Origin of the sequence: Cerasicoccus frondis (assembly GCA_031296915.1) — a bacterium.
Classification (GTDB): domain Bacteria; phylum Verrucomicrobiota; class Verrucomicrobiia; order Opitutales; family Cerasicoccaceae; genus Cerasicoccus; species Cerasicoccus frondis.
In genome coordinates, this window is sequence record JAVDPC010000018.1 from 74868 (window position 1) to 94596 (window position 19729).

The window sequence follows — 19729 nt, forward strand, 5'->3', positions numbered from 1 at the left end:
ATTTTCACGATTGACACGCCGCCAAAATCCGCATTTTTTGATCGGCTTTTCCACATTCCAACACCTTTACCAGACCATGGCTAACACCAAACAAGCCCAGAAGTACATTCGTAAGACCGCGACTCGCACGGATCGCAATCGCGCCGTTCGCAGCCGCCTGCGCACTTTGGCGAAGAAGGTTCAGTCCCTCTCCGAGCAACCGGAAGAGGCGAAGAAGGTTGCGGTTGAGTACGCATCGGCGCTCGATAAGGCCGCCAAGCGCAACATCATCCACACCAACACCGCCAACCGCCACAAGTCCGCGATTTCGAAGTACATCTTCGAAGCCGCCAAGTAAGGCGCGTCCATTATTTGGATTTACCAACTCCCATTGCCCAGCGGCGGTGGGGGTTTTTTGCAGGCAATGTGCCGCCAGCCTCTGGCTGGACCGATTGGCGGCGCGCCGCTGCGGCCAAAGATTTGCACATGGTGCAAATGATCGTTGGAGCGTTGTCCCTTCTTGGTTTTAAAACTATACATCTTAAACCGCCTGTGCTGTTGTAGCACCCACTCATGCCCGACACCCTTCTCTTAAATGCTGACAGCGAACTGAAAATCGGCTTTCCGCCGCCCATGCTGGGGCCTGAGCCAGTGCGCCTGGCGGCGGGGCAGCCCGCAGAAGGTCTGCTGGCCCTGGATCTGCCGGGCGGAGTTGTCTCCGACGCTCATCCATTTTACCGGGATTTCCCCTGTGTGATCGCTTGCCTGCAGGCGCAGTTGCGCGAGGAAAAGGCCGAGCTCCAGCGGCTGGGCATGGATGTCGCGCTGGCGGTTAATTACGTGGAGCCTGAGGTGAGTGGTTTGTTGCTGCTCGGCGTGACGCGCGCCGGGGTGGAGCGTTGGCGCAACGCATTTGGCTCGCAGCAGTTGGTGTTCACGTATGAATTTCTGGCTGTCGCCAACGGAGAGGTGGCTGACGGGACTGTCTGCGAGTTGCCGGTTGCCCGCCACAAGGCGCGCCACAAGTCCGAACCGCGGATGTTGGTTTCGCACAAGACGGGCAAGAAGAGCCGGACGGAGTTTCGCCGCAAGGCGCAGTGCGGAGGGTATGAAATCTGGACGGCGACCACGCATTTGCCACGGCTGCATCAGGTGCGCCTGCACGCCATGGAAATTGGGCTCAAGCTGCCGGGAGATCCGCTGTATGGCGGCCCGCAGGCGTTGTCCTGGAAGGATTTACTGGGCAAGCGGGGGCTCAAGGGCGCCATAGTCGACCGGCCGCTGATTCACCTCACGCGGATCGAGGCGATTGATGGCGTGGAGGGCTTTACGCCGGTGGAGAGCCGTGTTGATGGGCGTTTGGCGCAGATCTGGCGTGAATTCAAGTAGCCGCAGATTGTTCGACTTTGGCCTTTACAAACGAAGATCACAGCGCAAGATAGGCGGTTTTTCCAAATTCCAACTTAGCACCAACAAGTCACAAAACCCTTACCTTTCATGGGCAATCTCAAGAAGAAGCGTCGTCTGAAGATGAACAAGCACAAGCGTCGTAAACGCTCGCACGCAAATCGTCACAAGAAGCGCACCTGGTAATATCCGGGTTGCGGCTCTTGCTGCCGCGAGACGACTGTATGCACAGCCGACGGATTGCCCGTCGGCTTTTTGTGTTTCTGGGGATGTTGGGCCGGTTTGCTTGCTGGTGGTTGAAATGGGCGTGCGCGGTTGGAGCGCCCTCAGAAATCCTTGCGTGATTGGCTAGCCTATTCTCTGCCTGCGAACTAGGGGGTTGGGTTTACTCGGAATCACCAGTTGGTGAAACAAGTGTAAACCGTTCATAGATCGGGACAAAAACGTTGTCACATGAATTTTTTTTCCTTGTGAAATAAGGGGCCGGTGGGTAGTTAATTTTTCGCTAGCTGGCTATTATGCGAACTGTTCGTCACACTGATCACTCCAACTATTGCTGCGTCTTTACCCTATTGGGGACGGCGTCAGTATTCGCCTTTTAACGATGTCCAAGGGTAGTTCCAAAGCGCTATTTGTAGAACTTTCTGAGTTTTCTCTTCTGGTTGCGCGCGCCTCCAGCCTGGAGCCGCCCATTACCATCGAAGGTATTGAGGAGATTCCATTAAGTGATGGGGTGGAGTCGATTCGCTCCACGATTCTGTCATTGGTAGGGAATCCTAAAATACAGTACGCCTATTCGGTGTGTGGCATTTATCCGCCGACTCGGGTGATTCGCCGAGCGACGCTGGATAACCCAGCCAAAACTAAAGACCCGGCCTATTTGCCGGAGTTCCTGAAAAATCAATTTAAAATCGATGTCGCCACCTACGCGATGTCGGTGCTCAACGCCGCTGGCGGCGGGGAGTTTGGCACGGATAAAGCGTCGGGTAAGGAGCTGGTCTTCTGCGGCGCGCCACGGGCCGCCCTGGCCGCTGAGCAGCAACGCCTGATCGATTTTGGCATTTTCCCCACGCGTGTGGAAATTGGCTCAGTCGCTACGGTGGGCGCGGTGCTCGACTACCAGCAGCTAAAAGGTGAGAAATCACCCACGCTGATCTTGGAAATGGGTTACGAGGACGCCATGGTGCTCGTGTGCAATGGCAAGTAGCTCGATGTGGCGCGTCCGGTGCCCTACGGCCTGCGCAGCATGTATCCGATCGTGCAAAAGGAATTGGGCCTCAAGGATGAGGAATCCGCCCAGAAGCTCTTTGGTTCTAGCACCTTTGACTTTGCGGAGATGGGGCAGGTCTTGCTCAAGAAGTTGATGAAGGAGCTACAAGCTTCGACCGGCTTCTACGAAGTGCAAACTGGTCAGACCATCGGCAACATTTTCCTCGGGCTGGCGCCCGATAATCTCAGTTGGATTGGCACAACATTGTCCAAATCTTTGGGCGTGCATGTGCTCAAGCCTGACTATGAGTCCTGGCTCGAACACCAGGGCATCAAGGTGGCAAGCGGCGTTGACCTGGGTAGTCTGGGTCCGCGTTGGTTTGGTCTTTTCAGTCTCATGGGCGATTATGCGCCGAAATCCTAGTCACGATGGCCGAGAAAAAAGCTAAAGCTAAGGATAACAGCGGATTCGCGCCCAACTGGCGTCCTAATTTCCGGGACAATGATGTGCTGCCGGACGTTAAGGCAGTCCGCACGAACTTCCTGGTCAATTTTATTGCGTTGGCCCTGGCGATTATCGTGTCGGGCTGGTTTATCTACCAGGAGTTCCAGGCGATGTCGGTCCAGTCGCAAATCGAAGACTTACAGGCGCAGATACAGGCCAAGTCCAAGGATAATCGGAACAACCTCAAGCTGAGCAGCGAGTTCAATAAGAGTACGCCACAAGCTGAGGATTTATTGTCTTTCTACAGGGGCTACCAATACCCGCTGGACGTAATCATGGCGCTTTCTGAGTCGCGCCCCAAGACGATCGCTCTGCAAAGCCTGGTGGTGGGTAGTTACACGCGCAATGTCGGGACGACGCGCCGCCCGCAATTAGTGGTTTCCCCGCGCTACACGCTGCGGGTTGTCCTGAAAGGAAACGACGAGGAATCCCTGGAACAGGTCAACGCCTATAAGAAAATTTTGAGCGAGCTACCCATTTTTAAGGATCGCGTGGATTCCATTGATGAGGATCGGCCGACACGTAACGAAGAGCTTGGTCTGTTTGAGTTCACCATCGTCATTAACCTGAAGGAGGCGTCATGAATTCCCAGCAGATACTCACAAAGCTCAAGCAATATCCGTTGGCGGCCATCTGTGTGCTGATTGTCATCGTGATGTTGGCGCTCACTTACCTGCGGAGCAGCAACTTGCCCAATTTAAACGCTGAGTATGACACCCTGCAGGAAGAAGCGGATATCATCAGCCGCAATAGCAGCAATGCAGTCGATCTGGCGGCCAATCTGGACGAGTTGAACAAGCTTGTCGCCAATGTCGATTCACGACTGATTGACGCCGATTCCATCACTGCCAATTACCGTTATTTCCTGGCCATGGGGGAGCGCTCCAAGATTCGCTACGCGAACGATCCGCCCGCAGCATCCTACTCGGCCCCGGCAAGCCTGAAAACCTACGCGTCCGCTGAATTCACCAGCGTGTCGATTCAGGGAAGTTACGAAAACGTGCTCAATTACCTATATGAGCTGCGCACTGGCGATTACCTGATGCGGGTGAACAGTCTTTCGATCAGCCCCAAGCCTTCCAGCGGCAAGTATGAGGTCGTCGCCTCGCTGAACATCTCAGGTCTGGCCAAAAGACGGCCGGAGGCAGAACCAAAGAAGGGCAAGAAAAAGTAACGCAGCATCGCTATGAAAAATATCCATCGCATCATCCTGCTGCTACTGTTGGCGCCAGTTCTGGCCCAGGCAGCCAACGTTGTGACGCCCCGGACCAAGCGCATCAACCTGCTCAAAGACTGTCGGCAATGCTTGCAGGTTGCGGACCCTGAGGCGAAGAAGGAAATTCCGTCGGTCCGTTATCTCTTTGAATTTGAACCAGCGCCGGAAGCCCCCAAGCCGGTCATTGTTAACGACAAGCCAGCGCCAGTCGTTGAGGTTGTTGAGGTCTCCAATCAAGAAATTCTCGATAAGATATCCCCTAAAATCATGCCAACTGGCGTTATGTTTCAGCGTGGCAAGGGGGTCCTTATTTTAGACAAGGGCCAATTGGCCGATGGCAGCTCCATCCGTGTTAACTACGGTGGCAAGCCTTACATCATCAAGGTCACCGATGTGACCACTGATTCCTTCACTCTTCGGCTGGATGACGCATCGCTTGTTCGCAAGATCGATGCTGGTTCCGGTCGCGGTGTTAAACGTGATTAATCACACAACTCGTAATTCTCTCCTGTTAATTTTTCGCCACTGCCTGAACGACAAACTCCTGATCGATATGAAGCACTTGAATCTCTCGCTCCTGGCGCTGCTTGCAGTTATCGCCAATCTCGCATGGACGCCTGCGGGCTATGCACAAACTCAAGAACAAATAGATGAGGTAGATTCGAAGACTGCGGCGGATGACCCATCGGTTGAGCCCACGGACGATGATGCCGAAGACATGATCGGCACTTCGATCCCCTCACCCAACACGAATATCCCCTACGCAGGGTCGAGCCTGGAAGGTTCTGATCCAGTCCAGGGCGCCAGCACTGGCTCCCGACCAGCTCCGGCGGCCCCCGCTGATGGCTCAACTGGAGGTTCCTCTGGCGGCAGCAGCGCGGCATCGCCTGCCGAGCCCGCCACCGCTTACGCGCCAGACCAGTCTGGCATGACGATCCGCGAAGTCAACGAGGAGAAGACGGTCACCGAGGAAGTTCTGGGCGCTAATGGCGCGCCAAGCGTAAAGAGCGAAGCAGTGGAGATTCCAGCCATGGAGATCGACTTCAGCGGTGGCGGCGGAACCGCCACGGTAGAGTTCCCCACCGAAGAGGCCGACATGGAAACGCTCATGGGCGAGGACGACACTATCTCGGTTGATTTTCCAGAGGAAGAGGTGCGGACGATTATCCGCAACGTGGCCGATCTTTATGACCTGAACGTTGTCATCCCCGATACCTTGCAGGGCAGCACTTCGATTAAGCTGCGCAACGTTACCTGGCGGCAAGTGTTTGAAGTCGTTCTCGAACCACTGCGCTACACTTACATCGTTGACCGCAACATCATTAAGATCAAGAGCATCGACGAGCTCACTAATGAGCCGACTGTTACCCGTGTATTTCTGATCAACTACGCAGTGGCCGACACGCTACAAGGCTCCCTGGCTCCACTGATCGACTCCACTAATGGTGGTCGCGTGCAGGTTGACAAGCGCACCAATGCGTTGCTGGTGACTGAGCGCCCTTCGCGCATGAATGACATTCAAGCGATTGTCGAGCGCCTGGACCGCCCGAACCCACAGGTGATGATCGAATCGAAGTTCATCGAAATCACCGATGACGACCGCAAGGACACTGGTATTAACTGGCAGTCATTGCAGGGCTATCAAGTCACCGCTGGCCCGTTCAATCGTGAATACACCCGGACCTCCGGGCGCATTGGCGAGAATTCAACGGAGTCTGAGCGAATCACTGAAAATGAGACTGACAGCACGAATTCCTTGACGACCAACCAAGACATTCCAGGCACCTTCTCGTCCAACACGGCGTCTTCGCTGCAGACCGTTGCGAACTCCGCATTCAACACGGCGGTACTGGGCGATACGAGTTGGCTCAATGATGTGGCCCGCACGGACACTGCGGTCTTCTCCGCAGATGCATTCAATGTGATTTTGAGCTTCTTGCAACAGGATCTGAACGCCAAGCTGGTTAATAACCCAACTCTTGTTACTCTCGATGGCGAAGAAGCCAAGTTGGTTATCGGCGAGCAGTTCCCGATTCCAAGCTATACCTTTAACGATGAAACCGGTTCTTTCGAGGTCAGCGGCTTCGAATACAAAGACATCGGCACAATTCTCTCCGTAACGCCGAATGTGAACAGCGCTGGCTTTATTCGCCTGAACGTTCGTCCGCAGCTTTCCCGTAGTGATACGAGCACGACCTTCGGCGGCGCCGGTGGCGCAACCATCCCGATTATCCAGACCACGGAAACGCAGAGTAACGTGATCTTGAAAGACGGCTTTACGCTGGCGATTGGCGGCTTGATCGAAGAATTGACCAACGACCAGGACACGAGCGTGCCTTACCTGAGCGAAATTCCGCTCTTGGGCGAATTGTTCCAGTCCACGACCAAAATCACGTCCCGTCGCAACCTGGTTATCTTTATCACCGCCAAGACGCTGAATCCCGACGGCACGACCTACAAGGACATCATCGACCCACGCGTGCTTTACCAAATGGGCATCCTGGAGAACGAGATTCCGGGCTATCAAGTTCCAGAAGAGCAAGCCAATGCGTTTAAGCAAATTATGGATTTGCAGACGAAATTCTCCAACGACAAGGCTCAGCTTGAGTTGCTTGAGCGGGTGAGCACCCTCAGCGAGACCGATGAAACCGATGAGGAAGAATAAGGTAAAGTGCCTGCGCAAATCTGAATTCTGTTAAACTCTAGTGAATCCGATATGCTAACACACGCGCTCAGCGAATCTGTCTTTTCACAAACAGGCCGTTGTGTTATTTACATAAACTACCGGGGCGCGTTGCACAAAAGGAAGACGTCATGAATTCTAGAACTATTTTTTCTCTCAAGCATTCAGCTAAATCCCTAAGTCTGATCGGGAGCGCCTTGATGGCGATTTGCACGTTGCATGGGGCTGGCACGATCACCGCAGGCGACCAATTCGGGGCCTCCGTCAGGTCTGGCACCCTCAGAACATGGGGACTCAATGATACGGGTCAATTGGGCCAGGGGACAACTGGAGGCACCAATCCGGTGCCTACGGTTATCGACCCCAATTCGACTTATAGCCTCGTTGAGGCTGGGCCAGATTTCATGTTTGGCATTACAGACAGTGGGGATCTGAATGGCTGGGGGAGTAATACCTACGGCCAACTTGGCATCGGCAGCACGACGAGCCAGTCCTCTCCTGCGTCGATCAACATCGCAAATTCCGCAGTCGAGGTTGCCGCCGGCGCTGATCACGCATTGGCGATTAACTCGTTGGGGTATCTATACGCATGGGGCAGCATCGAATTAGGCCAATTGGGATTAGGTGTTTTTCAGGATCCAGTAGCGGAAAGCCTCGATGACACAGTTGTGGAAACGCCGATTCGCGTTGGAACCTCCACCTGGCTTGATGTAGCTGCTGGAAATCAGTTCACCGTGGCTGTGCGCAGTGACAACACGCTTTGGATTTGGGGCGGTGGCGCCATTGGCGTGCTCGGTTTAACTCCATCAAATTTTTTATCACCAGTTCAGGTTACTGGAAGCACTGGCATTTCGTGGGCCGAAGTTGAAGCTGGTGATAACCATGTGATTGCCTTGACTACGAATGGGCGGATTTATACGTGGGGCATTAATGCAGTTGGCCAATTGGGGCTTGGTAATACGACCAGTAAAACTACGCCAACCCGTGTCGGGACTGCTTCTGATTGGACTTACATTGCCGCTGGTTCAAGCCAAAGTTATGCCATTAATTCTTCTGGCATGGCCTATGGTTGGGGGCTGAATAGCAGTGAGCAGCTTGGCCTTGATGTGACCGTTAATCTATCTGGCATGCCCTATAATTACCGGCTCCTTTCACCAACTCTGATGGCTTCGGGTGTTTTCAATTCCGTTGACGGTGGCCGAGATGTGGCTGGCTCAGGCGGTAGTTTGCCTGATGGCACTGAGGTTATCGGCTTTACCTTGCTGGCAGGGACGCCGACGAATCAAGCAGAAGGCATTTTTTCACTTGGGGGCAACGTCTCCGGGCAGTTGGGCAACGGTTCAACCTCCTACTCAACGAGCTACACGTTGGTCAAGACGACGGCTGATGGCGCATCGATCGAAATTTCTGGAACGACCATCGATTCTGCCACGTTGGGGGTTAATGCTTCGACGGAGGTCATTGTTACGGTTGAAAACACCGGCTCCGTCAACATTGAAGAGACTTATTATGTGACTCTATACCTGTCGACATCGTCGACTTATAATCCGAATTCTCCTGGCGATGTACTGGGTTCGGTCACTGTTTCGGACGATTTGAACGTAGGCGATAGTAAAGAGCTGCCCTTTTTCCCGGTCACCATTCCCGGTGACAAAAGCTCTGGAACTTTTTACCTGATTAGTCGCGTTTATTTTGCCGATGATACGGGCGTAAATCCTGCAGATGGCACGGTTGACTCGACTGCAATCACGATCGTGCGCCCGGACATACAGCTGCAAAACCTCAGCTTTGAAGATGGCACGACCATCGATTACGGCGAAGATTTTACCAACGTTACACTGGAGATGACAAACGGCACGATTGGCATCGTGCCCGAGCTCACGGACATCACCATCAGCGCTTACTTGATCAATAATGTGGATTTTGATCCTTCTGAGGACACACTCACCGATTCAGATAAGTCCGTCCAATTGATTCCTTCCGGTGAGACTATTTATAGCGGCGGTCTGAATGCCTATAATGCAGAAATCGGCAGCTCCCCGCCAGTATTGGTCGATTTTGGTTTCAGCACTTTGGATGTGCCCGATACTCAAAATAGTCGTGAATACTTCATGATTGTTTTCGTAGTGAATGAGGGCGACTCGCCGTCGGAGGAAGATGGGGTCACCGAGAATAATTACTTAACGCAGGTGGTTCGTATCAAATCTCCGAACTCGGTTGCGCCAGCCATCGGTTTTGGCGATTTGCAGGGCCAATCAGATGATATTGGCAAGTCTGGTGAGTGGGAATATATTTCTGACCAATTCGCGCTCAATGGCGATGCGCTGCAGTCCCCTTATAACCAAAGCAGGGAGATGTCTTTGCAGGTTGTTGGGCCTACAAATGTTTCCGCACCTTGGCTACTCAACGCTGGTGATGGTTCCATCAGTTACTCACTGACTGATGCAGATGGTAACACAATCGATTTTGTAGGCAGCGCTCCGATTTTGGATTACTACGAGCCTAATTACCAGCCGCTGGAAATTGTCATCAACCAACAATCGGATTTGTATGTCGATGGGGAAAACCATCCTTATCCATGGACGATTACTTGGTCCTACATACAAGGCGGCAGCAGCGTAAACGGTTATGCGCGAGTCGATCTTGAGGTGCCAAATTTTGTGCCCGATTCCAACTCTTTTGTGTTTCTTGGAGTCGACGATGAGAGCTCTCCTCTAGGCGATGGTCGCGTTGTCTCAATTGACCTTGACGATGGTGATTTTGCCGCAGGCGACAGCGCTATCATGAACCTGAGTTATGATTTCACTGGCACGTCCCTGGTTAAATTCTGGTGGCGCACCGATGGTGATGCAGGTTTCGATACCTTCAGTTTCTCTATTGATGGCGTTGTTCAGGCGAAACCCACTAAGGCATTTGGGGTGACGGCTACGACCGCAACATTGACGGGGAATTCTGCCTGGCAGCAGGTAGCCTTCATTGTGAGTGGAGGTCCGCATACGCTTCGTTGGAGCTACTCGAAAACGAGCGATAATCCAAATGCGAACGCCTACATTGATGGCTTGCAGATTTTGGATCCATTACCGGATACGAATGTGTTTAATCGCACGAATCCAAATCCAAACCTGATCCCAGTCATTTCTGATCCGGGTGATTGGGTCCAGATTGTAGACACCAATGCGCCCAATGAGCAGGCCTACGAAATCAGTGGAGTCCCTCAAACTGAATCCAAGTCCTTCACCTTTGATTTGGGCGCTGCTGATTTGGATGGAAAATTGGATGGTGCAGGCGTCATCTTAGCGCCTTGGATGATCAGCTCCACTACGAGCGAGAACGATGGAGACGCTGATACTCTGAGCTATACACTCTTTGCAGCTAACGATGCACCTATCCCTGCGGCGAGTGGCGCAGGTCCCTTTACGGTTGAGCTTGTCGGTGGCGTCACCAGTTACCAAACGGAAAGCATTGTGATCAATCAGAAATCGGAACTCTACGATGCAGATGACAGCGCGGCCTATCCGTATCCGTGGAAGATTCAGTGGACCTACACGCAAAACAGTGCTGACGGGGACGCCTATGCGCGTGTTGCGCCGACGGCATATAGCTTCATATTTGTTCCGGTATCCAATGTCGATATGGCGATTCAGTCCGTTGTCTTGACTGAAGGCACTTATATCTTGGATGACGCTGAAGGGACTGGCCGTTTGCCCATCTCGGTCTCGGTCAAAAATGTCGGCGCCAACTTCGATGTCGGTTCGCCCGCAAGCACGACTGATGATTTTCTAGATCCCACGAATCTTTCGGTCCACTTGTCATTGGACCAGATTTACGGGAATAGCGACGACGTTAATCTCGGCAATTTTGCTCAGTCCAATGTGCTGAGCAGTGGCAATCAGATTATCTTCCAGGCTGAGCTGAATCTGCCCTTTACGACGCCAGCCGGTAATTACTACGTGTTGGTGCGTTTTGATTCATCCGCTGAGCAGGGCGAGTTTACTCTCAATAACAATGAATATAACCAAGGACCTGGCTTTGTCATCGTGCGCGCTCCGGATTTATCCATTGGCAACGCAATTACGTTTTCAGATACTTACCCTTATCGTCCTGAACAGCTTAGTTACATTGAATACGACATCAGGAATCTTGGCCTAGGGACTATAACCGAGTCTGACGAATTTTCAGTAGAGGTCGGCATGTATGCCAAATTGCGTACTAGCGATGAGGCCACGAACAGCATTCCCATTAAAATATATGACGCTATCGAGCATAGCCTGTTCTTGCCAGAACTGAGTGCGCAGTATCCCAATGGGGGGAGTTCACACGTCGTTCACCAACTCGAAATACCCAGTGTCCGAGATATCTTGGTCGCGCTTGGGTCCATTCCAGCAGGAACTTCCGAAGATGATAATGAAGTAGATGAAAACCTTTATGATATAGAATTATATTCATATTTCTTCATCATCAACGTCGATGTTTTTGACAATATTCTGGAATCGAGTGAAACTAATTTATCTTGGTTAACGAGTTCTTTCTTTACGATTACTCCTGTCACCTATCAGGCTACCTTTAATGATACTGTGTTAACTTTGTTGTTTGAAAACTATGGTTTATACACCAGTCAATTTGCTTTCAGTAGGTATGTCATTACTGCTGATCCTGCGCTAAGCTTGACGAATCCAAATGCTGCTTTAGTTCCTGGCTATCCGGAATTAACGGCTCTCATGGCTTATGCGCTGGGTTTGAATCCGACGCCTGGATATGACCCAGTCAGCGAGGAGGATTACGCGCAAACAGCACCATTGTATCGTCCTGATTATGCAAACGGCATCTTTAATTATAACATTGAGCCGTATGGTTCGGAGGATTTCTTAGCCATGACCTTTGACTTCAATGTTCGTGCGTCAGATTTGACCATCAATGTTCAAGCAGGTGATGATCCGAATAATCTTTCGACTATACTGTCCATTACACCGCCTTACACGGCTGTGAATGGTGAGCAGAGTCTGACAGGGTTTAACGGATTGATATATGAGCCTGTGGTTATGGCTCTGGAGGGGAACGTCTCGAGCGTTCAGCAGGTCTACACGGCTCGTATTACAGTGCGTGATTCGGTGCCCTATGATGGTGCGCGGTTTATGCGACTACAAATTGAGTCCAATTCTGCCCAACCGAGTACCGTGCCCGATGACCTCACTGGCACCATCTATTATGAAGATTCATCTTTAGAGTCTGTAATTCTGACCTGGACTGGCGCTGCGGTCTATGACCCGAATGACGATACGCTTAACGGCGCATACCACATAGAACGTCGATTGGGGACTGCTATTGATTTTGAGCTGATAGGTGTGCTTCTGACTCCGTTGGAAAGTGGCACTTTCCGTTACGATGATGAGTCGGTATCGGCCGGTAATACCTATACCTATCGTGTGCGACCAGTTTCCTCTGCGGGCACAACGGGGACCTATTCCAATGTAGCCGTGGTTGCCATACCGAATCAATAAGCCACAGTTCTGATTGCCCCATGATTAACTCCTACCTCGACATGCGCGGGACGCGCGGGCCCGCTGGATTTCTTGCTTCGTTTCTCATAATATCAGTGGTCTCTGTGCTCTTGGCGGAAGGCATCAACCTATGGTTGCACACAAACCACCACCTCAGCGGGTTAATCATCTTCCTTGCAATCCTGGTCGGGATCTTCGGCGTCTCGATTTTACTGACTCAAGCCATTCGTCGTTTGAATGACATGAAGTGGAATGGGATGTATTCAATGCTGATGGTGTTTCCCGCCGGTGCGGTCGCTTTGCTCGCGCTTTATGGCGTCCATCTCAGTGGGCTGATGTATGTTGTGATCGCATTGGGCGTGCTGGTTTTGGCGCCGCTTTGTTTCCTGCCCGGCAAGCGATAAAACTTACACCCGATAAACGGGGGTTGCAGTGGCGAGAATCAGTGCCTACATAGTGTAGGTGAAACTGTTGCTATGCGCTATTGTGAATTAGTCATTATCGGTCTGGGGGCGATTGCGCTGACCGGATGTCCTAAACGTAACGAATTCGCTGAACCGCCGCCGCCCACTGTGTCGGTTCAAGTCGTTCAGCCGCAAACCGTGACGGTCTACGACAGCATGCCTGGCCAGACGGCCGCTGCGGCAATCGTGGATGTCGTGGCGCGCGTAAAGGGTTTTTTGCAGAGTCAGGATTTTGAGGATGGAGCACAGGTTGCCAAGGATCAGCTGCTTTTCACCATCGATCCCGCCGAATATCAGGCAAACTTTGATGCAGCTCAGGGTAAGTTCTCCAGCGCCGTGGCGTCGAGAGACTTGGCGGACACCACCTATAAGCGCAACAAGGAGCTCTTTGCGACTCAGGCAATATCCGAGCTCGAGATGCTGCAGTCCGAGGCGGATCTCGATCTGGCCAAAGGTGGAGTGGAGCAAGCGAAGGCGGAAGTGGAGCGCGCCAAATTGGACCTTGGCTACACGAAGATCAAGTCGCCGATCGATGGGCAGGTTTCGCGCGAGTTTGTTAGCCCAGGGAATCTGGTGGGGCCCGGTGTCAGTGACGCATTAGCCCGGGTCGTCAGCCTTGACCCCATGTATTTTTATTTCAATGTGGATGAGCGCTCTTTCCTGAAATACCAGAAACTGGATCGCTCGCTCAAGGCCAAGGACAAGGACGCCCGCATCAAGGTATCGCTGGAGTTGGCCGATGGCGGAATCTACGCACACGAAGGCGAGGTTGATTATGCCGACAATCAGGTGGATTCGCTAACGGGCACCATTGAAATCCGTGCGGTGTTCCCGAATCCGGATCGTCTCCTTTACCCAGGGTTGTTCGGCAACCTGAAATTTGGCAACGTGCGAAAAGACGCCATTGTGGTGCCGGAGATCGTGATCCAAAAGGACTTGGCCGGCGACTTTGTGCTGGTCGTGGGTGCGGACAACCTCGTCGAAACCCGCTACGTGAAGAAGGGCGCGCGGGTCGAGGAGGGCATCATTTTAACCGAGGGCTTGGAGGCTGACGAAAAGTTGATTGTCAACGGCATCCAGCGGGCTCGACCAGGCATGCCGGTGAAAATCGAAGACCAGGCCACCCCGAAGCCGGAGTAAGCGGATGTTCAGCCACTTCTTCATACGTCGGCCGATCTTTGCTGCGGTCATTTCCATTGTCATCATGCTGTTGGGTGGCTTTGCCTACCTTTCGCTGCCGATTGAGCGTTACCCGGAAATCGCGCCGCCTCAGGTGACCATTTCGGCGGTTTATCCGGGCGCCAATGCTCAGACCGTTGCCGAGACAGTTGCTTCGCCCATTGAGCAGGAGGTGAACGGTGTCGAAAACATGATTTACATGTCGAGCGTATCGGCGAATGACGGCACAATGAGCCTCACCGTTACCTTCGAATCAGGGGTTGATCAGGACATGTCGAACGTGTTGACGCAAAATCGCGTGTCCAAGGCGGAGTCGCAGCTGCCGCAAGAGGTGCAGCGGATGGGCGTCACGGTAAAAAAGAAATCGTCGGTGGCCAACATGTACGTCGCGATTACTTCGCCGGATGGGACTTACAACGATGTCTTTTTATCCAACTACCTGGAACTGCGAATCAAGGATGAAGTCGCCCGCGTCAATGGCGTTGGCGAAGTGCAGACGTTCGGCGTGGGCAAATACGCGATGCGGATTTGGCTCGACCCACAAAAGATGACTGCGCGTAAGGTCTCGGTGAACGAAATTGTGTCCGCTGTGCAGCAGCAAAATGTGCAGGTTGCCGCGGGCTCTATTGGCGAGCCGCCGGCGCCGCCCGGTCAACCTTTTCAATTGACGGTGAATGTGCAGGGGCGTCTGGTGGACCCGGCCGAGTTTGAGGAAATTATCATTCGCTCAACCGGTGATGGCGGCGCACTGCGGATTAAGGACATTGCGCGGGTGGAGGTTGGCTCTGAATCCTATCGCTTGGCGTCGAGCTTCAATGGGCAGGACTGCGCGGCGTTTGCGATTTACCAGATACCGGGCGCGAATGCGATCGAGGTGGTCGACGGCGTGAAGGCTAAGCTCGCCGAGTTGTCCAAAAATTTTCCCAAGGGCGTTGCTTACGACATCGTGTATGACGACACGGTTGCGATTCGCGCGTCCATCGCCGAGGTCGTGGAGACGTTGTTCATCACGCTACTGCTGGTTGTGCTCACGGTCTTTGTTTTTCTCCAGAATTTCCGTGCGACGCTGATCCCCTCGCTCACGATTCCCGTGTCGCTCATCGGTACGTTTGCGGTGATGGCGGTGATGGGGTTTTCGATCAACACGCTGACGCTTTTCGGCTTGGTGCTGGTGATCGGCATTGTGGTCGATGACGCCATCGTGGTGGTTGAAAATTGCACGCTGAACATCGAGGAGCATGGCCTGAGCCCGAAGCAAGCGGCGATGAAAACGATGACGGAAGTTTCCGGTCCCGTGGTTGCGACCACCCTGGTGCTGCTCGCGGTGTTTATTCCCACTGCGTTTTTAAGCGGGATCTCCGGCACTTTGTTCCGCCAGTTCGCGCTGACGATCGCCATCGCAACGGTCTTTAGCTCGATCAATGCGCTCACGCTCAGCCCCGCGCTTTGCGGTGTGTTATTGCGTAAGTCTTCGGGCAAGACGCCATGGTTTTTCCGCATGTTCAACAAAGGCATGGATGGCACGACGAAGCGCTACGGCAGCTTGGTGCAGTTTGCTTTGCGCAAGGCGGCAATAGGTTTGGTGATTTTCGTGGGGCTCGTGGTGCTGGCCGGTTTGGGGTTTGTGAATCTGCCCGGTGGCTTCGTTCCCCAAGAAGACGAGGGCTATTGCCTGACCAGCGTGCAATTGCCGGAGGCGTCCGCACTGGACCGTACCCGGGCTGTGATGGATCAGGTGGACGACGTGGTCAAAGGCGTGCCAGGCGTTGCGCGCTACTTGACGATTTCCGGCTATTCGCTGATCGATGGCGCGGTGACGTCAAATACCGGCTTTGCCGTGGTGGTGTTTAAGGACTGGTCGGAGCGCCCGCCAGAGGAGCACCAGTCAGCGATTATCATGGGGCTGAACCGTCGGCTTAGCCAGTTGCAGGATTGCCTGGCGTTCAGTTTTCCAACGCCATCTTTGCCTGGCTTGGGGCTGAGTGGCGGCTTTACTTTTATGCTGGAAGATCGTCAGGGGGTTGGCTTGCAGACGTTGCAGCAGACAGCCGATTACGTGATCGAATCCGGGAATGCGCAGACCGCGCTGACGGGCATGTATACGCCGTTTCGGGCGAATGTGCCGCAACTGTTCATCGATGTAAACCGCGAGCAGGTGATGAACCGCGGCATCCAGCTGGGCAGTATTTGGGATGCGCTGCAGACCTACCTCGGCTCTAATTATATCAACGACTACACAGACTTCGGGCGCGTGTTCAAGGTCTACGCTCAGGCTGGCAGTGACTACCGCTCGACGCCGTCCGACATCGGCAATTTGGAGATTAAGACGCCCGGAGGGGAGATGGCGCCGTTGGCGAATTTCATCAATGTCGAGGAGACGCTCGGTCCGCAGACCATCACCCGCTACAATATGTATCCGTCGGTGAAAATCATGGGAAGCCCGGCGCCGGGCTTCAGTTCGGGGGCCGCGATGGAAGTCATTGAAAACATGGCCAGCAGTAATTTACCCGCTGCCTTCGGCTACGATTGGACCGATTTATCTTACCAGGAAAAGATTGCGCAAGGTGGAACGACGATCATTTTCGCACTCGCGATCATCTTGGTTTACCTCGTTCTCGCCGCACAGTATGAGAGCTGGACGTTGCCAATTTCCGTGTGTCTCTCCGTGCCGACGGCGTTGCTGGGCGCGGTGGTTGCGCTGATGGCCCGTGGCTACGACAACAACGTTTACACGCAAATTGGCATAGTGCTGCTGATTGGTTTATCGACGAAAAGCGCAATCTTGATCGTCGAGTTCGCCAAGGCGCAGCGTGATGAGGGCATGCCGATATTTGATGCGGCGCTAACGGCGGCGCGCCTGCGTTTTCGGGCGGTGTTGATGACGGCCTTCTCGTTTATTTTGGGCGTCATTCCGTTGCTCATCGCCTCGGGCGCTGGTGCGGAAAGTCGCAAAGCGATTGGCACGGCCGTGTTTGGCGGCATGGTGGTCGCGACGGTGATCAGCGTGGTCGTCGTGCCGATGCTTTATTACGTGGTGCAAACTGTCTCTGAAAAATTTGGCCGTAAGCCACAGTTGGCTGAGCAAACTCCTGATTGATCATGTTGCTGAAGAATTGTTTTTACGCGCTGCTGCGCACAATGGGCCTCTGCCTGATTCTGGCCGCACCCTGTTTGGCGCAGAACGATGCGTCCATCGAAGAGGTGAAGACTCCGCTGACCATTGCGATCGTGCGGGACGGTCCATCTTACATCCTCGATGCGATGATCGATGAGGTCAAAAAGGAGACCACCGCGCTTCTTAAGAGTAAATACGAGGTCTCCTTCCGCGAAGATGCGGACTTCAACGCCAACTGGTTTCCCGGCGGCGCCCGGATCGCGCTCAAGCGCGCGCTGGATGACGCCAGCATCGACATGGTTATTTTACAGGGCTACTTCAGCTTGGAAGAGGCGGCCAGTGGCGCTCTGCCACTGACAAAGCCCTGCATCGGCGCGTATGTGCAGGACCCGAAAATCGTGGCGCCGTTCATTAAAAATGGCCGTTCCACCATTCCAAACCTATCCGTCATCGTATCGGACATATCGCTGCATGATGACGTGAAGCAGTTCCACGAACTGGTGGGGTTTAAGAAAGTTCTCTACGCAGTGACGGACGCTTACTTGCAGGATGTGCAGGGGGATAGCGCGGTCCAGGCGTTGCTCAACCAAATGGATGCCGAGCTTGGCATCGAGCATGGCTTTGTGCCGCTCAGCGCGACGGCGGCTGACTCATTGAAGGCGACGCCTGACCACGCGGAGGCGATCTTCTTTTTCCCGCCTTTGCGTTTCCCCAGCGAGGACCAACTGGACGATTATGTGACGGGCGTTAATGCGCGCGCCATCCCGACATTTGCGATGACTGGTGAGACGGGTGTGGCCCAGGGATTTCTTTTTGGCACGATGCCAAACCTGCGCACACAGCTGGCGCGTCGCGCCGCGCTCAACGTCAAAGAGTTACTCGAAGGTCGGACCGCAACTCAGATTGACGCGCTTTTCCGGGTGGAAAAAAAGCTCTACGTGAACGTTGTCACGGCAGCGGGCATCGACTTCGACCTGCCGACAGACATGCTCTTCGACGCAGTGCTGGTGGGGGGAGAAGCGCCGAGCATCAATGCCGAGCCACTGAGCCTGACGTCGGCCGTGGGCTTTGCCGTGCAGACCAACTACGAACTGCGCGCGCGTCGCGAAGACACCGATGCGGTCTATGAAGCGCAGCGGCAGGCGCTGTCGCAGATGTTGCCGCAGGTCAGCGCGGTCTACCAATACACGCGCAACAATGACGCCAAGGCGCGCGATTCGCTGGGAACCATTCCGCGCCAATCGAACAGCGTGGGCATCGGCGTTTCGCAGATGGTTTATGATGACGATATCGTGACTGGCTACCGCATTTCGGAGCAGGAGACTGCGGCAGCTCAATATCAGGAGCAAAGTTTGGAGTCGGATACGGTTCAAGTCTCCGCAGTCGCTTACCTGCGCTACTTGGCGGCCAAGTCAATCCTGGCGATTGCGAAAGAAAACCTCGATGTCACTCGGACCAACCTGGGGCTCGCCCGGGTGCGTTTGGATGTGGGCACCTCAGGCCCGGAGGAAGTTTACCGTTTTGAGGCGCAGGAGGCATCGGATCGATCAACTGTGGCGTTGGCGGAAAGCCAGGTGCAGACCGCGCTGACTGCATTGAACCGCGTGATGGGCGCCGATGATTTGGCGACCGTTTGGGACGCTGAGGAAATCGGCCTGAGTTCGGATTCCTTTGACACCACATCGCGCCGCGTCGTCGAGCTGATCACCAGTGAATCGCGGGCTCAGCGTTTTCGCTTGTTTTCGATGCAGTATGCGATGTCCCACGCGCCGGAGCTGGACGTAGCGGACCGCCGCGTCATCGCGCAAGAGCTGAGCCTGGGCGCCGCGAAGCGCAGTTTTCTGGTGCCGTCCGTGGGGGTGAATTTCAATTACCTGAACACTTTCCAGCAGGACTCCTACGAGTCGCTGCCCAGCAGTGCAAATACGCCGACTGACGAATGGCAATTTGTCTTCCAGGCAAGCATTCCGATTTTCGAAGGCGGCAACCGCGTCTATAATGTGTTGCGGCAAAAGGCGTTAGTTCGTGGGCGCGAATACGACCGCTCCTTCACACGGCAGATTATCGAGGAGCGGGTGCTGAACTCACTCTATGCGCTGAGTTCTTCCTACAGCGATATCCGCTTTAGCCGTATCGCAGCTGACCGCGCTCAGAAGAACCTCGACATTGTCACGGAGAAATATCGGGTTGGTCGGGTGAGCATTGTCGATTTGCTGGATGCGCAAAACCAGGCCTTTGTGCAGAAGCAAAACGAAGTGCTTTCGACTTACGGCTTTTTGGAAGACTTGGTGGACTACATGCGCGCCATTAATTGGTTTGAGTTTTTATCGACGCCTGAGCAGCAGGAGGAGTGGCTCAATACCGTCAAAACCTTCATCGATCCGCCAAAGCCTGTGGGCGCCACTGCCCCGACAGCTCCATAAATATGCAGGCTTTCGTTTGCGATCTGCGGTTGAGCGACTACTGTTTAAGGT

General features: G+C 53.8%; 13 protein-coding genes. All 13 read left to right on the plus strand.

The window, feature by feature from the left end; genetic code table 11:
- Positions 1 to 76 precede the first annotated feature (76 nt).
- Complete coding sequence (gene rpsT, locus RBB63_RS14520) at positions 77 to 337, plus strand: 30S ribosomal protein S20 (protein ID WP_309385526.1); 261 nt, start codon at positions 77 to 79, stop codon at positions 335 to 337.
- A gap of 215 nt (positions 338 to 552) precedes the next feature.
- Positions 553 to 1368 carry a pseudouridine synthase family protein gene (locus RBB63_RS14525; protein ID WP_309385528.1) on the plus strand — a complete coding sequence of 272 codons (816 nt, stop codon included), beginning with the start codon at positions 553 to 555 and terminating at the stop codon, positions 1366 to 1368.
- Between the two features lie 622 nt (positions 1369 to 1990).
- A complete protein-coding gene (locus RBB63_RS14530; RefSeq protein ID WP_309385530.1) occupies positions 1991 to 2593 on the plus strand; it encodes a hypothetical protein in 603 nt (200 codons plus the stop codon).
- Between the two features lie 6 nt (positions 2594 to 2599).
- Positions 2600 to 3019, plus strand: coding sequence for a hypothetical protein (locus tag RBB63_RS14535; protein ID WP_309385532.1), 420 nt, complete (start codon positions 2600 to 2602; stop codon positions 3017 to 3019).
- A gap of 5 nt (positions 3020 to 3024) precedes the next feature.
- Positions 3025 to 3684 carry a hypothetical protein gene (locus tag RBB63_RS14540; RefSeq protein WP_309385534.1) on the plus strand — a complete coding sequence of 220 codons (660 nt, stop codon included), beginning with the start codon at positions 3025 to 3027 and terminating at the stop codon, positions 3682 to 3684.
- The gene (locus tag RBB63_RS14545) at positions 3681 to 4274 is read left to right on the plus strand and encodes a hypothetical protein (RefSeq protein WP_309385536.1); all 594 of its coding nucleotides are present in this window, start codon (positions 3681 to 3683) and stop codon (positions 4272 to 4274) included. The genes RBB63_RS14540 and RBB63_RS14545 overlap by 4 nt, the downstream gene beginning before the upstream one ends.
- A gap of 12 nt (positions 4275 to 4286) precedes the next feature.
- A complete protein-coding gene (locus RBB63_RS14550; protein WP_309385537.1) occupies positions 4287 to 4802 on the plus strand; it encodes a hypothetical protein in 516 nt (171 codons plus the stop codon).
- 67 nt (positions 4803 to 4869) lie between these two features.
- A complete protein-coding gene (locus RBB63_RS14555; RefSeq protein WP_309385539.1) occupies positions 4870 to 6981 on the plus strand; it encodes a type II secretion system protein GspD in 2112 nt (703 codons plus the stop codon).
- 149 nt (positions 6982 to 7130) lie between these two features.
- On the plus strand, positions 7131 to 12497 hold the full coding sequence (locus tag RBB63_RS14560; RefSeq protein WP_309385540.1) for an RCC1 domain-containing protein: 5367 nt from the start codon (positions 7131 to 7133) through the stop codon (positions 12495 to 12497).
- Positions 12498 to 12517: 20 nt separating this feature from the next.
- Complete coding sequence (locus RBB63_RS14565) at positions 12518 to 12901, plus strand: hypothetical protein (RefSeq protein WP_309385545.1); 384 nt, start codon at positions 12518 to 12520, stop codon at positions 12899 to 12901.
- A 72-nt stretch (positions 12902 to 12973) separates the two neighbouring features.
- Positions 12974 to 14101 (plus strand): efflux RND transporter periplasmic adaptor subunit, encoded by a 1128-nt coding sequence (locus tag RBB63_RS14570; protein ID WP_309385547.1) that lies wholly within the window; start codon positions 12974 to 12976, stop codon positions 14099 to 14101.
- Between the two features lie 4 nt (positions 14102 to 14105).
- Positions 14106 to 17237 (plus strand): efflux RND transporter permease subunit, encoded by a 3132-nt coding sequence (locus RBB63_RS14575; protein ID WP_309385549.1) that lies wholly within the window; start codon positions 14106 to 14108, stop codon positions 17235 to 17237.
- 2 nt (positions 17238 to 17239) lie between these two features.
- Complete coding sequence (locus tag RBB63_RS14580) at positions 17240 to 19678, plus strand: TolC family protein (protein WP_309385551.1); 2439 nt, start codon at positions 17240 to 17242, stop codon at positions 19676 to 19678.
- The last annotated feature ends 51 nt before the right edge of the window (positions 19679 to 19729 follow it).